The following is a 13,760-nucleotide window of genomic DNA, read 5'->3' as shown; positions in this document are numbered from 1 at the left end:
TAGTAATCGACATGAAAACCCCCGAGCAATGCAGCGCCCTGGATGACATCCGCTGGGCGATCGACACCCTGGACCAGCAGATCATCCAGGCCCTCGGCCAACGCCTGGCCTACGTCAAGGCAGCCGCGCAATTCAAACCGACCCAGGACAGCATCGCCGCGCCGGAGCGGGTCGCGGCGATGCTCCCGCAGCGTCAGCAATGGGCCGAGCAGGCAGGCCTGGACCCGATGTTCGTGGTGCCGCTGTTTGCCCAGATCATCCACTGGAACATCGCCCAGCAAGTGCGCCATTGGCGCGTCCAGCGCGGGCTTGAACAAGGAGTTGGCGATGAATGAGTCGTGCCTGTCCGGGCTGACCCAGGCCCTGCGCGAAGGCGAGGCCCAGGCTCGGCGCAATAGTCGCGCGGTACTGGTGGTGTTCAGCCTCGCCGCCGAGCGCCTGGAGCCATTGCGGTTGTTTGCCGCCAACCGCCAGGTGTTCGGCCAGAGCCTGTTCTGGTCCAGCGACCAGGGCGCTCTGGCCCTGGCGGGATTCGGCTGCACCGAGGAAATCAGCCCGCCGGCCGCCGAGCGCTTTGCCGCCACTACCCAGGCCTGGCACCAGCTACTGGAGCAGGCCCATCAGGTCGGCCCGCGCAAGGCCTATCTGTGCGGCGGGTTCGCCTTTGACCCCCAGGGGCCGCGCAGCGCCCAGTGGCAGTCGTTTGCCGCCACCTCCCTGGTGCTGCCGCGGATTCTGTTGTTGCGCGAAGGCGAACAGCAGCACTGGCTGTTCAGCCTGTGGATCGAGCCTGGTGCCGATGTGGCCCATTGCGCTGCCGGCCTTGCGGCGGAATGGAACCTGTTGCAGGCCCGCTATGCCCATGCACCGTCACTGCAGGTGCCGGCGGGCACCCGGCAGGACGACGATGCCCTGGGCGCCGAGCAGTGGCAGGCCACGGTCGCCGGCGCCATCGACCGGATCAACGCCGGTGAACTGAGCAAGGTGGTGCTGGCCCGGGAAGTCTGCCTGCGGGCCCAGCGCAGCATTCCCTGCGGGCCCTTGCTGGAGAACCTCAGGGCGGCCTATCCCCAGGCCTTCCTGTTTGCCTTCAGCCGAGGCGACAGCTGCTTCCTCGGCGCCACCCCAGAACGTCTGGTGCGCGTGGCCCGGGGCACCTTGAGCACCGTGGCCCTGGCCGGCACCTGCGCCCGCGGCCAGCACGATCAACAGGACGCCGAACTGGGTCAGGGCCTGATGGACAGCGCCAAGGATCGCCACGAACACGCCCTGGTGGTGCAGACCCTGCGCGAAGCGCTGCAGCCCTATTGCGCCATGCTGGAAATTCCTGCGCAGCCGCAACTGCACCGCCTGGCCCACGTCCAGCACCTGCTGACCCCGGTGCTGGGGCGGCTGCGGCCCCAGGTGGACCTGCTGCAAATAGTCGACGCGCTGCACCCGACCCCGGCGGTGGGCGGCCTGCCCCGGGCCAAGGCCCTGGGCTATATCCGCGAGCATGAACAACTGGACCGTGGCTGGTACGCCGCGCCGGTGGGCTGGCTGAACGCCGAGGGCGATGGTGAGTTTGCCGTGGCCCTGCGCTCGGCGCTGATTCGCGGCAACCAGGCGCACCTGTTTGCCGGCTGCGGCATCGTCGGCGAGTCGGACCCTCTGAGCGAATATCAGGAAACCTGCCTGAAGTTGCGCACCATCGGCGAAGCCCTGCGTCCGCAACCGGCCAGCACCTACGAAAAACGCGGCCTCTCCCTGTAGGAGCCGGCTTGCCGGCGAACCGCGCAGCGGCCAGTGGGCGCGGTTTGTGGCGAAGGAATGCGACGCTCTTGCGGGCCCCTTCGCTGGCAAGCCAGCTCCTACGGATGAGCAGGTGTGCACCTGTAGGAGCCGGCTTGCCGGCGAACCGCGCAGCGGCCAGTGGGCGCGGTTTGTGGCGAAGGAATGTGAGGCTCTTGCGGGCCTCTTCGCTGGCAAGCCAGCTCCTACGGATGAGCAGATGCGCACCCTTGTAGGACCCGGCTTGCCGGCGAACCGCGCAGCGGCCGGTTGGCGCGGTTTGTGGCGAGGGAATGTGGCGCTCTTGCGGGCCCCTTCGCTGGCAAGCCAGCTCCTACACAAGCCAGCTTCAGCTGGTGGGGACGGCGCTGGGGGGCGGGCCGGCGACTTTGTGGTTGGGCTTGGCCCGCAGCAGGGCGTTGATGGCCTGGCCATAGTCCTTGCCCGCCAGGCTCATGCTGTTGTTGTGGGTGCCGCCGGGCACCAGCAGCAGTTTCTTCGGCTCCAGGGCGGCCTTGAACAGTTGCTGGCTCAGGCGCGGCGGCACGTAGTCGTCTTTGAGGCCGTGGACCACCAGCAAGGGCATGCCGATCTCGCGGATCTTGTCGATGGAGTCGAACTTCTGCGACATCAGCCAGCGCACCGGCAGGGAGGTCTTGGTCGCCGCTGCTGCGGCATCGGCCAGGGTGGTGAAGGTGGATTCGACAATCAGCCCGCGAGCGGCAATCGGGGACTTGTCGGCGGCGGCATTGCGCCCCAGTTCGGCAGCCAGGTCGATGGCCACCGCGCCTCCCAGGGAGTGACCGTAGATCAGGCGTTTGCTGGCATCGGGCTGCAGCGCCTTGAGCCGCTCCCAGGCCACTCTGGCATCTTCATAGACGCTGGTTTCCGAGGGCAGGTCGCCGTGGCTCTGGCCAAAACCCCGGTAGTCGATGGCCAGCACCGAGTAGCCCAGGGCGTGCAGTTGCTCGATGCGAAACAACTGGCCGGTAAGGTTCCAGCGCACTCCGTGCAGGTAGAGGATCGCCGGGGCATCGGCGCGTTGCGCCGGCCACCACCAGGCGTGGATGTTCTGCCCGGGCTTGAAGTTTTTCGGCTTGAGCTCGAGCTCCTGCACCGTGCTCGGCAGGCCGCGGTACCAGCCGGCCGTGCCAGGCTCGATGCGAAACACCAGTTGGCGTTCCTTGTGTTCGAGCACCGCGCAGCTCACCGGCAGGCCGACCAGCAGCGCGGCCATGCACAGCAGGGGAAACCAGCGACGGCGCAGGCGCTGGGACAGGGTTGGGGACATGGAAGGCTTCACCACAGAACAGTCGAAAACGCGTTTTAACAGATGTGCCGGGATGGCTGCAGGGATTTCGGCGCAGTGGTCAGTGGCAAGGGTTAGCAAATGCTACGGGAGGGGGGCAGCGCCGTGGCCAGCCGCTAACTCAGTGGGCCACGACGCGGCTGAGGTTTTAGAAGTTCCAGCGAGTGCTGAGCATCACATTACGCGGGTCGCCGTAGTACGACGAGTTGTAGAAGCCGATGTTGGTGAAGTACTTCTTGTCGAACAGGTTGTTGACGTTGAGGGTGGCCGAGACGTTCTCGGTGATCTGGTAGCGGGCCATCAGGTCCACCAGCCAGTAAGGGTCCTGGGCGAATTTTTCCTCGGTGCCCTTGCCGTAGTTGCTGAGTATCTTCCAGCCGGTGCCCTGCCAGCGGACGCCGCTGCCCAGGGTCAGTTTGTCGAGGCTGCCGGTCAATTTGTAGCTGGTGTAGAGGTTGACCTGATCTTCCGGTTCCCAGGTGGAGACCTTGGCCCCGCTCTGGTCGCGAATGATCTTGTGGGTGTAACCGGCCTGCAGCTGCCAGCCGGGGGCGAGCTCTCCGGAGATTTCCGCTTCATAACCCTTGGCCTTGGACTTGATGCCCTTGGAGGCATAGTCCAGCCCGGGGGTAGTGGGGTTGGCGTTATAGGCCAGGTCATCCACCGGGCGGTTTTCTTCATGCACCTCGAAGTAGGCCAGGCTGGAGTTCAGGCGACCGTCGAAGAACTCGCCCTTGAGGCCGACCTCGTAGTTGGTGCCTTCGTCGGGCTTGAGCACCTTGTCGTTGCGGTCGCGGTAGTCGTCCTGGGGCAGGTAGATCTCGGTGTAGCTGGCATAGACGGAGAAGTTCTGATCGAGGTCGTAGACCACCCCGGCGTAGGGAATGACCTTGCCGGTGTCCTTGGTCTGGCTGGTGCCGCTGACCTCGTAGTTGTTGACCCGGCTGCCCAGCAGCAACGAAAGATCATCGTTGAGGCTAAAGCGCGCGGTCATGTAGCCGGCACTCTGGCGGGTGGTCTCGTCGTTCTTCTTGGTCATGCTGCCCCAGTCGGGCTTGGGGCTGTGCCCGTCCCAGTTGAAGTAGTCGTAGAAATTGTTGTGATTGGTGGCGTTGGTGAAGTCCCGGCCTTTCCAGTGCGAGTTGGAGATCGATGCCCCGACCACCAACTGATGCTCGCGCCCCAGCAGGTCGAAGGGGCCCGTGGCGTAGAGGTCGCCGCTGTCGCTGACGGTTTCGCCGGTGTACTTGCGGGTCAGCAGCGAGGCGATGCCGGTCTCGGCATTGGGCGACATCAACGAACCCAGGGGGGCGTTGTAGCCATTGATCTGGTGGTTGTACTGGGCCTTGGCCACCCAGCCGTTGGCGAAGCTGTGCTCCAGGGTGCTGAACACGGTGCGGGTGTATTGCGACCAGCGGCTCCAGCTCGCGCCGTTGTTGTAGGAGCGCGAGGTGCTGATGGCGTTGCCCTTGGAGTCGTACAGCGAGCTGCTGCCCGACCAGCTGGAACCTTTGGGGTCGTTGTCCTGATAGTCGGCGCCGACGGTCAGCAGGGTGTCCGGCGACAGGTCGAACTCGAGGATGCCGTAGTAGACGCTGGTCTGGCGCTGGTAGTGGTCAAGGAAGGATTTCTTGTCCTGATAGGCGGCGACCATCCGGCCGCGGACATTGCCGCTGTCGGTCAGGGGGCCACTGACATCGACCTGCGAGCGGTAGTTGTCCCAGGAGCCGGCCCCCAGGTCGATGTGTCCGGCGAATTCGGCGGTGGGTTTCTTGCGCACCATGTTGATGGTGCCGCCGGGGCCCCCGGCACCGGTGAGCAGGCCGGTGGCGCCCTTGAGGATTTCCACGCGGTCATAGATCACCGTGTCGGTGAGGGTATGGCCCGAGGAGTACTGCGCGTCCTGCAGGATCGGAATCCCGTCGTACTGGAAGTTCTGAATGGCAAAGCCGCGAGAGAAGTAGCTGGTGCGGTCACTGTCGTAGGTGGCCACGGTGATGCCCGGGGTATGGCGCATCACGTCGTCGATGGAGTTGAGGCCGAAATCGTCCATGGCCTGGCGGGTTACCACCGAGATCGACTGCGGGGTTTCCCGGGGTGTCAGCACCAGCCGGGTGGCGGTGGCGATGGTGCCGGGAGTGTAGGAGCCGGAGCCTTCGGTGATGGTCCCCAGCTGGTTGGTGCTGACGGTGGTGGCTCCGAGTTCCACGCGTTCGCCGCCGCCGGCCCTGAGCACTCGATAACCCGCACCTTCGGCCACCGCTTGCAGGCCCAGGGGCGCCAGCAGGCGTTGCAGGCCTTCGCCGATGGCGAAGCGGCCGCTCAGGCCTGGGCTGTGCTTGCCGGCGCTGAGGCTGGCATCGACGGCGATCATGGCCCCGGATTGCTGGCCGAAAGCCCCCAGTACCTGATCCAGGTTGCCTGGGGCGATTGCATAGTCGTGGCGCTGGCTGTCGGCCACTTCGGCGTTGGCCTCGGCGGCCAGCAGCGGCAGGCTGGTGCTGGCGATCGACAGGCCGATGAGGAACGGGCGCAGGGCCGCGGCAAGGGGCGTGAGGCGGATGTGCATAAGAAAGTCCATGGGTTGGGAAGGGTTGGCGCCGAGCTGTTTTCCAGCTTCTTCCCTGGTCTTGATGCGTGAGATTGGAAAAACTGCCGCCGTCCTGGAAAAAAATCAGGCTGCCGTCACGGAGGCCCAATAGCCCATGACCCGCTGAATGCGAATGGGCAGGGTTCGGGCCAGCAAGTCGAGGCTGGCGTCCGGCTGGTCGAGGGAGAACGAACCGGATACCCGCAGCCCGGCGACCTCGGCGGCGCAGCGCAGCAGGCCCGGACGATAGCGGTCGAGTTCGGCGATCACCTCGCCCAACGGCATGCGTTCGGCGATCAGCAGGCCCTGGGTCCAGGCGCTGGCCGCGGGGGCCACTGGCGTTATGGGGCTCATGCGTTGCTCGATGTCCACCTGCTGGCGCGGGCCCAGGACCTGTCCGGGCCCCTGAGCCAGACTGACCGAGGCGCTGCCGCTCAGCAGTTGCACCCGGGTGCCGTGGTGTCCCGGCAAGCCGACGCTGACCATCAACTGCGACAGCGGTGCCAGGTTGATCCTGGCGTCGGCGGTGACGATCCGCACCGGCGCGGCGTTGCCCAGGGTCAGCAGCAGGCGCCCGCTGTTGAGCCGTAGTTGCGGTCCTTGCACGCGGTCCTGAAGATCCACCGTGGTGCGGGTGTCCAACTGCAGCGCCGTGCCGAGGGCCAGTTGCAGTTGACGGCGTTCGCCGGTGGCGGTGTGGTAGTCGCTGAACAGCTGCGGCAACAGCAGCCGCTCACGCACGCTCCAACTGCTGGCGGCCACCACTCCAAGGCCGACGACGCCCTTGAGCAAGGTGCGCCGCGTGGGGTGGCTGCGGGCCTGGAGCAACTGCCGGGTGCGAGCGGCGGGCAGGCTGCGGGTGCTGTCGCGCAGGTCCTGGCCGAGCCCGGCCAGGCGTTGCCAGGCCAGTTCATGTTGCGGGTCGGCCCGGCGCCAGGCCAGGCACCCGGCCTGTTGCTCGACGCTGCTGGTGCCCGACTGCAGGAGCACCAGCCATTCCAGGGCCTGATCCAGTACCCGGTGATCCAGCGCGCCCTGATCGTCCATGGGCTCAAAGGCGCTCATGCCGGGTACACCGCCGCGTAGCAGTGGCGGTAGGCCTTGAGCATGGCTTTCTGTACCACGTTGACCGAGAGCTGCAGGCGCTCGGCAATCTGCGGGTAGGTCAGGCCTTCGAGCTGGGACAGCAGAAACACTTCCCGCACCCGATGGCCCAGTCCGTCCAGCACCTGACCCACGGCGTCCAGGGCTTCGAGCACCAGCAGGCGGGTTTCTGGTGAAGGCTGGTGTTGCGGCTCCAACTGCGCCAGGGATTCCAGGTAGGCCCGCTCCAGGGCCTGGCGGCGGAAATACTGGCCGCACAGCCGGCTGGCCACGGTGTTCAGATAGGCCCGGGGTTCACGCAGTACCGGCAGCTGTTCGCTGCGCAGAATCCGCAGGAAGGTGTCCTGTGCCAGGTCCATGGCCTGGTCCTGGTTACCGAGCTTGCGTCGCAGCAGTTGCACCACCCAGTTGTGATGCTGGACGTAGAGCTCGCCCACGGCGTGCTGTAGCGAAGAGTTGGGCACCATCGATAGGGGTTCCGGGACCGAGGCGGGCGAAAAGGGTGTTTATGGTAATGCTTCTCATTAGTGAGCGCTCAAGTTTTTATCGCTGCCGGCCAGGGTCTGAGCACGCCGGGCTTGTCGCTCATATAGTTGTAGGCTACAACTAAATATTCCACGAGCGAGGTCACCTTTATGTCGAGCCCATCCGCAGGTTTCATCCCGCAATTGCGCCAGGCTTCCCGGCAGATGGTCCGTGAGCTGGGCTTCATGCACAGCACCCTGGCCGCCACCGACTACTCGCCCTCGGCAGTGCATGCGTTGCTGGAGATCGGCCAGGGCAATGCCTTGACCGCTGGCGATCTGGTGACGCTGCTGGGGCTGGAAAAATCCAGCGTCAGTCGTCTGGTGCGCAAGCTGGTGGAGGCTGGCGAGATCAGCGAACAGGCCGATGCACAGGATGCCCGCTCGAAGCGCCTGCACCTCACCGCCCAGGGACGCCAGACCCTGAACGGTATCGACCGTTTTGCCCAGGCCCAGGTGGCCGCAGCCCTGGTGCACCTGAGCGCGGACCAGCAGCTTTGCGCCTCGACGGGCATCGCCGACTACGCCCGGGCACTGCGTGCGGTGCGCCTGGGCGAGGCGCCCGAGCCGCCCGCGTGCTGGTCCATCGCTCGTGGCTATAGGCCGGGGGTGATTGGCCGCATTACCGAAATGCATGCCTGTTACTACGCCGCCCGCGCCGGTTTCGGCCAGGCCTTTGAAAGCCTGGTGGCAGCGGACATGGCTGAGCTGATGGGACGTTTGCACAACCCGCGCAATCAGGTCTGGGTGGCGCTGCAGGGTGAGCGGATTGTCGGTTCCATCGCCATTGACGGGGAGGGCGCGGACGGCGAGGCGATCCTGCGTTGCTTCATCCTCGATGATTCAGCGCGTGGCCAGGGCTTGGGCCGACGGCTACTGGTCGAGGCCCTGGGGTTCTGTGACCAGTGGGGTTTTACAGCCACCCGCTTGTGGACCTTCAAGGGCCTGGATGCGGCGCGCACGCTCTATGAGCAACACGGCTTTGAACTGGTGCAGGAGCAATTGGGCGAGCAGTGGGGTGCAGCGGTGACTGAACAGTGTTTCGTGCGGGCCGGCGCAGCTTGATCGAGGCGGCTGCCGGGTGCTGGCTTGAGCTCGCTGGTTGGCGCCCCGGTGGCAACAGAGAGTCGGCATCGGTGTTAGGGTGAGCCCCCTGGTTGTGCCGACGCCTTGAGCGTCGGTCTTGAAGACATTACCGATCTGTGGAGAAGCACCCCATGCAAGCCATCAAGCTCAGCCTGCCGGCATCCCTGGACAACCTGAAAACCGTGGCGCTGCCGGATCCCGGCCAGCCCGGTGCCGGTGAGATCCGTGTGCGCATTCATGCCTGTTCCCTGAACTTTCACGACTACGCGGTGGTGACTGGCGCACTGCCCACCGCCGACGGACGGATTCCCATGGCCGACGGTGCCGGGGTGGTGGAAGCGGTGGGCGCAGGTGTCAGCGAGTTCCAGGTTGGGGATTCGGTAGTCTCCTGTTTCTTCCCCCACTGGCATGACGGGGGCCCGGCCATCGCCGACTTCAGCACCACGCCGGGCGACGGCGTCGACGGTTATGCCCGTGAAGTGGTGATCCAGCCCAGCCATTGGTTCACCCATGCGCCCAAGGGCTACAGCCACGCCGAAGCGGCGACCCTGACCACTGCCGGTCTCACTGCCTGGCGTGCACTGGTGGTGGACGGCGGGCTCAAGGCCGGGGAAACCGTGCTGGTACTGGGCACCGGCGGAGTGTCGATCTTCGCCCTGCAACTGGCCAAGGCCATGGGTGCTACGGTGATTGCCACCTCTTCGTCGGACGCCAAGCTGGCCAAGGTTCGTGAGCTGGGCGCCGACCACACCATCAACTACCGCACCCAGCCTGAATGGGGTGACGAAGTACTCAAACTGACTGGCGGCCGGGGCGTCGACCATGTGGTGGAAGTGGGCGGGCCGGGCACCTTGCCGCAGTCCATCACCGCTTGCCGTATCGGCGGTCATATCGCCCTGATCGGCGTGCTCACCGGTTGGGCCGGGCCGGTGCCGACGGCGGCGCTGATGGCCAAGCAGCAGCGCCTGCAGGGCTTGATCGTCGGCAGTCGCCAGCAGCAGATCGAGATGGTCCGTGGCCTGGAAGCCACCGGCATCAGGCCAGTGATCGACAGCACCTTCCCCCTGGCCGAGATCGCCAAGGCCTTCGCCCATGAAGCCTCGGGCGCGCACCTGGGGAAAATCTGCCTGACATTCTGAGGCGTTGATCGCCCACGACCGGGCCCACTACGGACGCGGCCAGATCATCCTGCGCGACCCGGTCAGCGGCGTGATCTGTGGCGGCACTGAATCCCAGGCAGATTCCCATATTGCGCTGTGGTAGCCGGTTGTGGCGTTCGTGCTGTCAGGGGCAGCGCGGCGTTCGTCTGAACATGGCAAGTCCGCAGATGAGGCATGAGCGGGGCGGGGCAGCTACGGCAAAGGCAATGAAAGAAGGTGTGTCGGCGAGCGATATTAAATAGAATGAGTCTCATTTGATTTAACGTGCCACGCCGGGTGCCCTTGCCATGAATGACGCCGTACTGCCAACGGAGCACACCTTCGACAACCTGTACCGTGATCACCGCAGTTGGCTCGAAAGCTGGCTGCGGCGACGCCTGGGCAACGCCTGGGATGCCGCCGACCTGAGCCAGGACACCTTCCTGCGTGTGCTCGGCAGCACCCAGCCCCTGGCCCAGTTGCAGGAGCCACGGGCCTATCTGCTGACTGTGGGCAAGCGCTTGCTGATCAACTTCCATCAGCGGCGCAGTCTCGAACAGGCTTACCTCAACGCCTTGGCGACCCTGCCCGAGGCCTGCGTGCCCTCGCCTGAACAGCGCTGGATCGTTCTGCAAGCCCTGCAGGCGCTGGACGAGCTGCTCGATGGCCTGCCGCATCGGGTGCGCCGGGCGTTTCTCTGGAGCCAGCTGGAAGGCCTGGGTTACCGCGAGATTGCCGAGCGCCTGCGGGTGAGTGAGCGCACGGTCAAGCGCTACATGGCCCAAGCCTACGAACACTGCCTGCTGGTGGAGCTGTGACCTCGTCCACCGGCAGCGATCCGCGTCAGGTCGCCCGCGCCGCCGCGCGCTGGCTGGCCTTGCTGGAGTCGGGCAGCGCCAGCGAGAGCGACCAGCAGGGCCTGCAACAATGGCGCGAGCGCTGCGCCAGCCACGAACAGGCCTGGCAGAAAGCCCAACTGCTGCGCCAACGCTTCGCCGCGCTGCCCGCGGCCCTGGCCCTGGCCAGCCTCGACCGCCCGCAACCGGGACGTCGGGCGCTGCTCAAGCGCGGCCTGGGGGTAGCGCTGCTGGTGCCGAGTACCTGGTGGCTGAGCCGGCAATTGCCCCTGGAGGTGTGGCGCGCCGACCTGCACACCGCCACTGGCGAGCGCAAACAGGTGCCCCTGGCCGACGGCAGTTTCCTGCAACTCAATACCGCCACGGCGGTGGACCTGGACCTGGCGGCGCGCCGCCTGACCCTGGTGCAGGGCGAGATGGCGCTCAAAGTGCCGGGCCGCTCGGCCCTGACCCTGTACACCGACTTCGGCCGGGTGCGGGTCAGCCAGAGCGAAGTCTGCGTGCGTCAGGAGCGCATCGGCTGTCGGGTGTCGGTGCTCAGTGGCGTAGTGCAGGTGCAGCCTTTGCAGGGGCCTGCCCTGACTTTGCACGGCGGACAGCAGGTCAGTCTGCAGGCTTCCGGCGCCGGGTTGCTGCAAGTCTTCGACAGTGCGATACCCGGTTGGCGCGAAGGGGTATTGATGGCCCAGGACCAGCCGCTGGGGGATTTTTTGCGCGAGTTGAGTCGTTACCGCAGCGGTGTGTTGCGTTGGGATCCGGAGTTGGAGGCGCTGCGGGTCACCGGCAGTTTCCGCGTCGATGACACCGACCGGGTGCTGGCCTTGCTGGCCGCCAGCCTGCCGCTGGAGGTGCAGGCGCGGACGCGGTTCTGGGTCACGCTGCGCTCGCGTAAAAAACTGGCTTGAGGGCTGTCCCCTTTTTTCCAGGTGCCTGTCATTGCAGGTAAGTGAACGAAAAAGAGAGCCTCTTCAATGCCCCGCGTCATGCCTGCTGCTGTGCGTCCCTTGTTGCGTCTGAGTCTGCTGCTGAGCCTGAGCGCCAGCCCGTTGCTGGTTCCCTTGAGCTGGGCCGAGGAGGGTGGCCGCCGCAGCTACCAGGTGCCGGCCGGCAGCCTGGGCGCTGCCCTGACCCGGTTTGCCGGGCTGTCCGGCGTCGATCTGGCGGTGGACCCGGGGCTGGTCGAAGGGCGCAGCAGCCCCGGGCTTTCCGGTGAGTTCGCGGTGCAGGAGGGCTTTGCCCGACTGCTGCAGGGTTCGGGTCTGCAGTTGCACGCCGTGGGCGAACAGGCCTACACCTTGGCGCCGGTTCCCGAGGCAGGCGGCCTGGCGCTGCCCGCCACCTCGATTCTCGGCAGCGATCTCCCAGGCAGCGGCGAGCCCTATGCCGGTGGCCAGGTGGATCGCAAGGGCGGCCAGGGCCTGCTCGGCGACCGCGATTTCATGGACACCCCGTTCAACCTCACGTCCTACACCGCCGAGGCGCTGAAGAACCAACAGGCGCGAACCCTCGGCGACGCCGTGGCCAGCGACCCCTCGGTCCGTACCACCAACCCGGCCAGCGGGCGTTTCGAGCAGTTCTCGGTGCGCGGCTTCAGCCTGTTCAACAGTGACGTGTCCTACGGCGGCCTGTACGGGATCCTGCCGACCTACGCCATCGACATGGAAATGGTCGGCCGCCTGGATGTGCTCAAGGGGCCGGGCATGCTGCTGGGCGGCATTGCGCCCCGGGGCAGTGTGGGGGGCGGCATCAACATCGAGCCCAAGCGCGCCCAGGACACGCCCTTGACTGAGTTCACCGCCAACTACGCGTCCGCCGGGCAGACCGGTGGCGCGGTGGACATCGGCCGGCGTTTTGGCGAGGGCAACCGCTTTGGCCTGCGCTTCAATGGTGTGCGCCAGTCCGGCGACACCGAGTGGGACCACCAGCAGCTCCAGCGTGAAACCGGAGTCATCGGCCTCGATCTGCGTGATGAGCGGCTGCGCCTGTCCCTGGACCTGGGGCACCAGGAGCGCCACGCTGACGCGCCGATCGAGCGGGTCGAAGTGGCGGCCACGGCGAAAATGCCCAAGGCCGAAGACATCCGACACAACATCGCCCAGTCCTGGACCTACGCCCATTCCAAGGACAGCTTCGGCGCGCTGCGCGGCGAGTACGACCTCAGCGATTCACTGATGGTGTATGCCGCTCTGGGGGCGCGCAAAGGCAACTACGACTTTCTGCGTCATGCGGTGCAGGTGACCAACAGCGCGGGCGACTTCACCGTGACCCCGCGTACCTTCCGTCGCGATGAAGACGTCAAGACCGCCGTCATCGGCCTGCGCAGCGGGTTTCAGACCGGGCCGATCGGGCACACGGTGAACCTGAGTCTGAACCGCTTCAACATGGATTTCGACAACGCCGGCGAGCGCTACCTGCGCCGTGTCAGCAACCTCTACCGGCCGGTGGAGCTGCCGTTGCCCGGGCGCCCCAACCGCATCGACACCAGCACCCACACGGAAAACCGTTTCACCAGCCTGGCCCTGGCCGACACCCTGAGCTTTGCCGAGGACCAGGTGCTGCTGACCCTGGGCGCACGCTTGCAGCGGGTCCAGGTCAGCACCTGGAGCAACGGCGTGCGTGACGAGCCGGTGAATGATGAAAAGGCCCTGTCCCCGGCGCTGGGCCTGGTGGTCAAGGTCAGCGATCGCCTGTCGCTGTACAGCAATTACATGGAAGGCCTGAGCCAGGGCGAAACCGCGCCGACCACGGCGACCAATGCCAATCAAGTGTTCGCGCCGTACCGCAGCAAACAGGTGGAAGTCGGCGCCAAGTACGACCTGGGCAGCTTCGGTATGAGCGCCAGCCTGTTTCGCATCCAGCAGCCGTCGTATGTCTACGACGAGAACAACAACTTCAAGCCCGATGGCCAGTTGCGCAACCAGGGCCTGGAGCTGAATGTCTTCGGCGAACCCCATGACGGTGTGCGCCTGCTGGGCGGGCTGATGCTGCTCGACAGTGTGCAGACCGAAACCGGTAAGGGCCTGTATGACGGCAATCGCGGCACCGGTTCGCCGGTGGTCAACGCCAACCTTGGCGCTGAATGGGACATCGACAGCTTGCGCGGACTGACCCTGACTGCTCGGGCGATTCACTCCAGCTCGCAATACCTGGACCCAGCCAACCAGCAGAAAATCCCTGGTTGGGAACGCTATGACCTGGGGGCGCGCTACGCCTTCGAGCTGGGCGAAAAACCGATCACCCTGCGCGCCAGTGTCGAGAACGTGCTCAACACCACCTACTGGGCCTCGGCCGCTACCTCGTCCGACAGCGCGGCGGGGTTGACCTTGTCGACGCCGCGCACCTGGCTGGTGTCGGCCACGGTGGGGTTCTAGGGCCGTCCTC

At 65.9% G+C, this 13,760-nt stretch carries 11 protein-coding genes and 1 pseudogene; 8 read left to right on the top strand and 4 right to left on the bottom strand.

What is annotated here, in order from left to right; genetic code table 11:
• Positions 1–11 precede the first annotated feature (11 nt).
• Together ACSSVC_RS21840 and ACSSVC_RS21835 are read left to right on the top strand one after the other, a co-directional pair.
• A complete protein-coding gene (locus ACSSVC_RS21840; RefSeq protein ID WP_185073334.1) occupies positions 12–335 on the top strand; it encodes an isochorismate lyase in 324 nt (107 codons plus the stop codon).
• Positions 328–1,752, top strand: coding sequence for an isochorismate synthase (locus tag ACSSVC_RS21835; protein WP_346635545.1), 1,425 nt, complete (start codon positions 328–330; stop codon positions 1,750–1,752). Before ACSSVC_RS21840 ends, ACSSVC_RS21835 begins: the two co-directional genes overlap by 8 nt.
• A 367-nt stretch (positions 1,753–2,119) precedes the next feature.
• On the opposite strand, the gene ACSSVC_RS21830 is transcribed toward ACSSVC_RS21835, so the two are convergent.
• The 4 genes from ACSSVC_RS21830 to ACSSVC_RS21815 form a co-directional block, all read right to left on the bottom strand.
• Positions 2,120–3,061 carry an alpha/beta hydrolase gene (locus ACSSVC_RS21830; RefSeq protein WP_346635544.1) on the bottom strand — a complete coding sequence of 314 codons (942 nt, stop codon included), beginning with the start codon at positions 3,059–3,061 and terminating at the stop codon, positions 2,120–2,122.
• A 166-nt stretch (positions 3,062–3,227) separates the two neighbouring features.
• Positions 3,228–5,648 (bottom strand): TonB-dependent siderophore receptor, encoded by a 2,421-nt coding sequence (locus ACSSVC_RS21825; protein WP_337152848.1) that lies wholly within the window; start codon positions 5,646–5,648, stop codon positions 3,228–3,230.
• Positions 5,649–5,753: 105 nt separating this feature from the next.
• Positions 5,754–6,734, bottom strand: coding sequence for a DUF4880 domain-containing protein (locus tag ACSSVC_RS21820; RefSeq protein ID WP_492611358.1), 981 nt, complete (start codon positions 6,732–6,734; stop codon positions 5,754–5,756).
• A complete protein-coding gene (locus ACSSVC_RS21815; RefSeq protein ID WP_337152850.1) occupies positions 6,731–7,240 on the bottom strand; it encodes a sigma-70 family RNA polymerase sigma factor in 510 nt (169 codons plus the stop codon). Before ACSSVC_RS21815 ends, ACSSVC_RS21820 begins: the two co-directional genes overlap by 4 nt.
• A 168-nt stretch (positions 7,241–7,408) precedes the next feature.
• Between ACSSVC_RS21815 and ACSSVC_RS21810 the strand changes: the two genes are divergently transcribed.
• The 6 genes and pseudogenes from ACSSVC_RS21810 to ACSSVC_RS21785 all read left to right on the top strand — a co-directional run bounded on the left by ACSSVC_RS21810 (position 7,409) and on the right by ACSSVC_RS21785 (position 13,750).
• The gene (locus ACSSVC_RS21810; RefSeq protein WP_492611357.1) at positions 7,409–8,362 is read left to right on the top strand and encodes a bifunctional helix-turn-helix transcriptional regulator/GNAT family N-acetyltransferase; all 954 of its coding nucleotides are present in this window, start codon (positions 7,409–7,411) and stop codon (positions 8,360–8,362) included.
• A 152-nt stretch (positions 8,363–8,514) separates the two neighbouring features.
• Positions 8,515–9,522 carry a zinc-dependent alcohol dehydrogenase family protein gene (locus ACSSVC_RS21805; protein WP_346635541.1) on the top strand — a complete coding sequence of 336 codons (1,008 nt, stop codon included), beginning with the start codon at positions 8,515–8,517 and terminating at the stop codon, positions 9,520–9,522.
• Positions 9,523–9,538: 16 nt separating this feature from the next.
• Positions 9,539–9,646: pseudogene (locus tag ACSSVC_RS21800) on the top strand (hypothetical protein); the annotation flags it as partial.
• A 184-nt stretch (positions 9,647–9,830) separates the two neighbouring features.
• Entirely contained in the window at positions 9,831–10,340 is a 510-nt protein-coding gene (locus ACSSVC_RS21795) for a sigma-70 family RNA polymerase sigma factor (RefSeq protein ID WP_346635540.1), read from the top strand.
• Complete coding sequence (locus ACSSVC_RS21790; RefSeq protein WP_492611356.1) at positions 10,337–11,284, top strand: FecR family protein; 948 nt, start codon at positions 10,337–10,339, stop codon at positions 11,282–11,284. The genes ACSSVC_RS21795 and ACSSVC_RS21790 overlap by 4 nt, the downstream gene beginning before the upstream one ends.
• Positions 11,285–11,350: 66 nt before the next feature.
• Positions 11,351–13,750 (top strand): TonB-dependent siderophore receptor, encoded by a 2,400-nt coding sequence (locus ACSSVC_RS21785; RefSeq protein ID WP_404937107.1) that lies wholly within the window; start codon positions 11,351–11,353, stop codon positions 13,748–13,750.
• The last annotated feature ends 10 nt before the right edge of the window (positions 13,751–13,760 follow it).

It is taken from the genome of Pseudomonas sp. E1BtOHC1 (assembly GCF_058744285.1).
This window is presented reverse-complemented; position numbering and strand designations above follow the sequence as displayed.